This window comes from Streptomyces sp. NPDC005899 (assembly GCF_040629645.1).
In the GTDB taxonomy this organism is placed as follows: domain Bacteria; phylum Actinomycetota; class Actinomycetes; order Streptomycetales; family Streptomycetaceae; genus Streptomyces.
In genome coordinates this window covers 1-4,592 of the sequence record NZ_JBEXWB010000429.1, presented here as the reverse complement: position 1 = coordinate 4,592, position 4,592 = coordinate 1, and the positions used below count along the sequence as shown (strand labels likewise).

The 4,592-nt window shown below is 72.6% G+C and carries 6 protein-coding genes; 2 read left to right on the top strand and 4 right to left on the bottom strand.

The genetic code is table 11. From position 1 onward, the window contains the following. Positions 1–40 precede the first annotated feature (40 nt). On the bottom strand, positions 41–1,282 hold the full coding sequence (locus ABZ371_RS29210; protein ID WP_358685141.1) for an FUSC family protein: 1,242 nt from the start codon (positions 1,280–1,282) through the stop codon (positions 41–43). 120 nt (positions 1,283–1,402) lie between these two features. On the opposite strand from ABZ371_RS29210, the gene ABZ371_RS29205 reads away from it, so the two are divergent. Then, positions 1,403–1,609: a DUF6480 family protein gene (locus ABZ371_RS29205; protein ID WP_358685139.1), complete on the top strand. Its 207-nt coding sequence runs from the start codon at positions 1,403–1,405 to the stop codon at positions 1,607–1,609. Continuing rightward, positions 1,606–2,220, top strand: a complete 615-nt coding sequence (locus ABZ371_RS29200; RefSeq protein ID WP_358685136.1) for an endonuclease — start codon at positions 1,606–1,608, stop codon at positions 2,218–2,220. The genes ABZ371_RS29205 and ABZ371_RS29200 overlap by 4 nt, the downstream gene beginning before the upstream one ends. Before the next feature lie 33 nt (positions 2,221–2,253). Here the strand turns inward: ABZ371_RS29200 and ABZ371_RS29195 are convergent, their stop codons facing one another. The 3 genes from ABZ371_RS29195 to ABZ371_RS29185 all read right to left on the bottom strand — a co-directional run bounded on the left by ABZ371_RS29195 (position 2,254) and on the right by ABZ371_RS29185 (position 4,396). Beyond that, entirely contained in the window at positions 2,254–3,003 is a 750-nt protein-coding gene (locus ABZ371_RS29195) for a hypothetical protein (protein ID WP_358685134.1), read from the bottom strand. A gap of 188 nt (positions 3,004–3,191) precedes the next feature. Further along, positions 3,192–3,386, bottom strand: a complete 195-nt coding sequence (locus ABZ371_RS29190) for a hypothetical protein (RefSeq protein ID WP_358685132.1) — start codon at positions 3,384–3,386, stop codon at positions 3,192–3,194. 137 nt (positions 3,387–3,523) lie between these two features. Then, complete coding sequence (locus ABZ371_RS29185) at positions 3,524–4,396, bottom strand: phosphatidylinositol-specific phospholipase C/glycerophosphodiester phosphodiesterase family protein (RefSeq protein ID WP_358685130.1); 873 nt, start codon at positions 4,394–4,396, stop codon at positions 3,524–3,526. Between the last annotated feature and the right edge of the window lie 196 nt (positions 4,397–4,592).

Genomic DNA, 4,592 nt, shown 5'->3' with positions numbered 1-4,592 from the left:
GACCGGGAAGCCCCGGTCTCCGCGCTTCGCCGTGGCCCTCTCAGCCCTCCTCGGCCGTGCCGGTGGTGCCCGTGGCGCCGCGCAGCCGGCGGAGCGCGTTCTGCAGCCGGGGATGGCGCTCGTGGACCTCCGCCGACCTGCGGTCGAGCTCTTCGGCCAGGCGCTCCGTGCGCTTGTCGATGTCCAGCTCGTCGAGAATCCGGTCGACCTCCGCGAGCAGGGCCCCGTGCAGCTGCCACTGCCTCGGGTGTTCCTGCACGTCTTCGAGAAGCAGGTCCGCCACGTGGTCGCGAGTGGCCCGGCTGCGTTCGAGTGCGTCGGCGAGTCGCTCCTCGGCCTCCTCACCACTGGCGGCGATCGGCGTGGTGATCATCACGGCGAAACCCTCGATCGCGTCGGACATGTGGCCGAACAGCTCCCTGAGGCACACGGCCACGTCCTGCGGGAAGAGGGATTCGTCGGTGCGCGCCTTCGCCAGGTCGGTGACCGTGCGTGTGAGCACGCGCAGCACCACGGCGCAGATCTCCAGGGTGTCGAGTCCGGTCCGCAGGACGACCCGGTAGAGCAGTCCCTGCCTCACCCTGGGGTTGAGCATCAGGCTTTCCTCGGCCTGCCGCAGGGAGGCGTCGACCTCCACGATGTCGTGGTCCAGCCGCCGCGCCTCGTGCAGCCGGGCGGCGGCCTGCGGGACGGGGTGGTTGCCGCCGATCTCCTCGCCGAGGGCCCTGAACATCTCTCCCATCCGCTCCCCCAGCCCGCCGATGGAGACACCCGCCGACTGCACCCACACGGGTGGGGCGAAGAGGAGGTTGAACAGCAGCCCGACACCCGCGCCGATGAGGGTCTCCAGCACGCGCTCCCAGGCGGTGTTGGCGACCTGGGAGACGCCGAGGACCAGCATCGCGCTGATCGCGACCTCGGGCACGAACTCGTTCACCCGGACCAGCCGCCCGATCAGCAGCGAGGTGAAGATCGTCAGCCCGAGACTCCACCAGCTGAGCCCGACCAGGGAGCTGAACCCGCTGGCGATCAGTACCCCGACCACGACGGCGTTGACCCGTCGGATGCCTGTGGTGAGCGTCGCGTAGAGGGTCACCTGCACCACGAGCAACGCTGTGAGCGGCGCGGTCAGCGGGGCGGGGTGGGGGGCGGGCAGCACGAACTGGGCGACCGCGAAGGCGATGACGGAGGCGGCTGTCGACCGCAGCACCTGCGCGGCGGCCGGCTCGGTGCTGCGCCGGACGAGTTTGATGACGGGGGCGGGCGCGGATACTCCAGGCATTCCTTGACGGTGCCCCGAACATGCCTCCAGCAGCGCTTTCGACACGCAAATTCCGTACGGATGTGTGGGTGCCCCGACCGAGCACGTGCCGTGCCGGGCGGACGGAGAGATGGTGGAGGTATGGCTATCTCGCTGACACACCCGACCCCGACCTCACTCACACCCCCGACCGAGACGCCCCCCGCGGAGGGTTCCATCAGCGAGGCGCACCCGGAGCGCCCCGACGGCGGGATGTGGGAGCATCCCGTCTTCTGGGCGGCCTTGGTGCTGCTCGGTTCCGCGATCGTCGCCGGGTACTTCATCGCCAGGATCTTCGGCTTCGCATGAGCGACCGGGAAACGCTCGTCGCGTTGCTGGAGCGGCACGGCACCACGTACGCGGCGGAGGCCGGCATCCGGTTGCGTGACACCCCGCAGCCCCTGTACCAGCTCCTGGTGCTGAGCCATCTGCTCAGCGCACGGATCCGGGCCTCGGTGGCGGTGGCATCGGCACGGGCACTGTTCTCGCACGGGATGCGCAGCCCCCGCCGGATGGCCGACGCGACGTGGCAGCAACGGGTGGACGCGCTGGGAGAGGGAGGCTACCGCCGGTACGACGAGCGGACGGCGACCCAGCTCGGCCAGGGCGCGGAGCTGTTGCTCGACGCGTACCACGGCGACCTGCGGCGTCTGCGCCGGGAGGCCGACGGGGACGTGAACGCGCTCCGTGCCGGTCTGCGCCGCTTTCCCGGAATGGGCCCCATGGGCGCCGACATCTTCCTGCGCGAGGCGCAGAACCTGTGGACCGAAGCCGCGCCCTACCTCGACCGGAAGGCGCTCCAGGGGGCGGACCGGGTCGGCCTGCCCCCGTCACCGGACAAGCTGGCGCGGCTCGCCGACGGCGAGGATCCCGCCGTCCTGGCCGCGGCGCTGGTGCGTGCGGCACTCGACAGGGGATGAGCGCCGGCGGGCGGCGGACCACGCGGTCCGTCGTCAGCGTTGCGGCCGTCTGCCGCCCGGCTTGGCCGAACGGCCCTCCACGAGTGCCCGCCGGATGCCGGCGGCCGCCGCCCGGGCGTGCTCCGTGGTGGCCGTGCGGTCGGCCACCGAGGTGACGAAGCGATGGGTGGGGCGCAGGCATCGTCCGCAGGGGGTGTCGGTCGCCAGCAGGTAGCCGTCCTCGCACTGGGGGTTCGAGCAGGAGCCCGGCCCGACCAGAGCCTCGGCGATCTCCTGGGGAGCCCAGCGGCGCCGGCCCTCCTCGTCCTTCTCGTGGAGGGCGTGCGACCAGCGGACGTTCCACCGGCGTTCGAGGCGCTCGAGGAGCTGGTCGGGGGTCCGCCGGGCGAGCTCCCGGTGGATCAGGTCGTGAACCGTACGGGGCATGCGGTGACCGAGGGCCTGGACGAGTGGCTGGGGCAGGGCCTGGAGGACGTAGGCGACGGGGTCGCCGCCCGCTCGCTCCCTCCACTTGCGGCAGGCGCACGGCCCTTCGGCGGGCAGCGGGCCTCGGCAGTGGCCGCAGACCCCGCGGCACTGCGCGCACAGCCCGTCGTCGAGTCCGTCCAGGTGGGGCGCGGGCGCCCGGCCGCAGTCGCGGCAGCAGGCGGCGCAGAGGCCGCAGAGACGCTCGTCGCCCAGTCTCGTCGTCCACTGCCGCTGCTGGCAGCGGCAGCAGAGCGCGTTGTTGCAGTACTCGTGGTGGGCGGCTCCCGACTGCCGGCCGGGTGGCGGGAATGACATCGCTGCGTTCTCCAGGTACGAGGCGAGGAACGGTCGGGGCCCGGCCGTGCCAGGCAGAGCGCGTGCGGGTCCGCCGACGAGGTCATCGTCCCGGACCGGTCACGTGCATCGCTCTGCCGCGATCGGGGCCATTCTCCCGTACCCGGAGGATGGGTGGAGCCAGAGGTGATGAGTCACGGCCCGCGGAGTCAGGGCCTGAGGCCGCTCACCACGTCCGCGGTGGCGGTGATCCCCTGGTGGATGGTGGGTGCCATGCTCGTGCTGGCCAGCAGGAAGCCGAGGAGGGCGCAGACGATGGCGTGCGAGAGCTTGAGCCCTCCGTTGCGCAGGAAGATCGCCGCGAGGACCAGCAGCAACAACACCAACGAGATCGAAATGGCCATGGCCAACCTCCTCCGCCGCGCCTGGATCGCGGCTTTCGGCCGCCAGTGTGGCGCAGCCCGGGAACCGTTCGGCGGACCGGCGGGTCCGCCGAACGGGTGTTGACGCTGGGTAGTCACGCCGCCCGCCGCCGACGCGGTCAGGGCCTTCCGCCGTCACGTTGCCGGAGGAATGCCTCGAGCCCGGCCAGGTCGTCGGTGTTGAGGTGGTCGACGCCTGCGGCGAGGAGTTCGGCCCACACGGCGTCCCGTGCCGGCCCGGCCGTGTCGGGGGTGGCCCAGAAGCGGACCCGCCGGCCCTCGCGGTGCGCCGCGCCCACGAGGGTGCGCAGGTGTCGCCTCTCGGCGGCGGGGAAGGGGCCCGTGCCCCGCCAGGCGAAGTACTTGGTCCAGTCGGCACTGACTAGGGGGGCGAAGGAGGCCGGTGCGGCTCCGCCCAGGTCGTCGAGCCTGCCGTCGTAGAAGGCGTACCGGATCGGCTGGGCCTCCATGGGGGCGCGGGCGGCACGGTCGCCGGAGACGACCGGGGTGACCGCCCCGGCGTGGACCCTGCCGCCGACGGAGCGGGTCAGCATTCCGTGGTGGCGGCGCAGCACCTGGTCCAGGGCGTGGTAGGCGGCGGCGCCGTCGGCCTTGATGTCGATCAGCAGCCGCAGGGGTGAGCGGTGTCCGGCGTACACCGTGCCGTGGTTGGCCCGGATCAGCTCCGACAGCGGGTCCAGGTACAGCGAGGTGAGGGTGCGGGACGGGTCGAGCGCGGCGGGCTCGTGGGCGACGAGCAGTTCCCCGTCCACGAGGAAGACGTCCGCCTCGACGCTGGTGAACCCGTGTGCGAGCGCGTCCAGGAGAGGGCGCGGATGCAGGTAGTCGTTGTGGGCGTGCGCCTGGCCCAGAGGGCGCGGGCCGCGACGGCGGACGGGCGCGGCGGTGGCCGCCTGGGCGGGCACGAGGGCGCCGGCGGCGGCGGTGGCCAGGGCGGTGGTGACGACTGCGCGGCGGGTCAGGTGTGCCATGGGTCCTGGGTCTCCTCGCGGCGGCCGGGGCGTGGGGTGGTGCGGCGGTGGACGCCACGAGTATGGGCCCGCACCCGGCCAGAAAGGCAGGTACCTGCCAAGAGTTGGCGTCTTCGTCGTCCCCGTGTCACCCGGGTCGCGCACGCCGTTGTCCCGGCACGCCGGTGCTGGTGTCGTGCACCACGGTGCGGACCAC

Coding starts and splice junctions, on each gene's coding strand:
- ABZ371_RS29210 (WP_358685141.1), bottom strand. CDS start 1,282: ATGCCTGGAGTATCCGCGCCCGCCCCCGTCATCAAACTCGTCCGGCGC.
- ABZ371_RS29205 (WP_358685139.1), top strand. CDS start 1,403: ATGGCTATCTCGCTGACACACCCGACCCCGACCTCACTCACACCCCCG.
- ABZ371_RS29200 (WP_358685136.1), top strand. CDS start 1,606: ATGAGCGACCGGGAAACGCTCGTCGCGTTGCTGGAGCGGCACGGCACC.
- ABZ371_RS29195 (WP_358685134.1), bottom strand. CDS start 3,003: ATGTCATTCCCGCCACCCGGCCGGCAGTCGGGAGCCGCCCACCACGAG.
- ABZ371_RS29190 (WP_358685132.1), bottom strand. CDS start 3,386: ATGGCCATTTCGATCTCGTTGGTGTTGTTGCTGCTGGTCCTCGCGGCG.
- ABZ371_RS29185 (WP_358685130.1), bottom strand. CDS start 4,396: ATGGCACACCTGACCCGCCGCGCAGTCGTCACCACCGCCCTGGCCACC.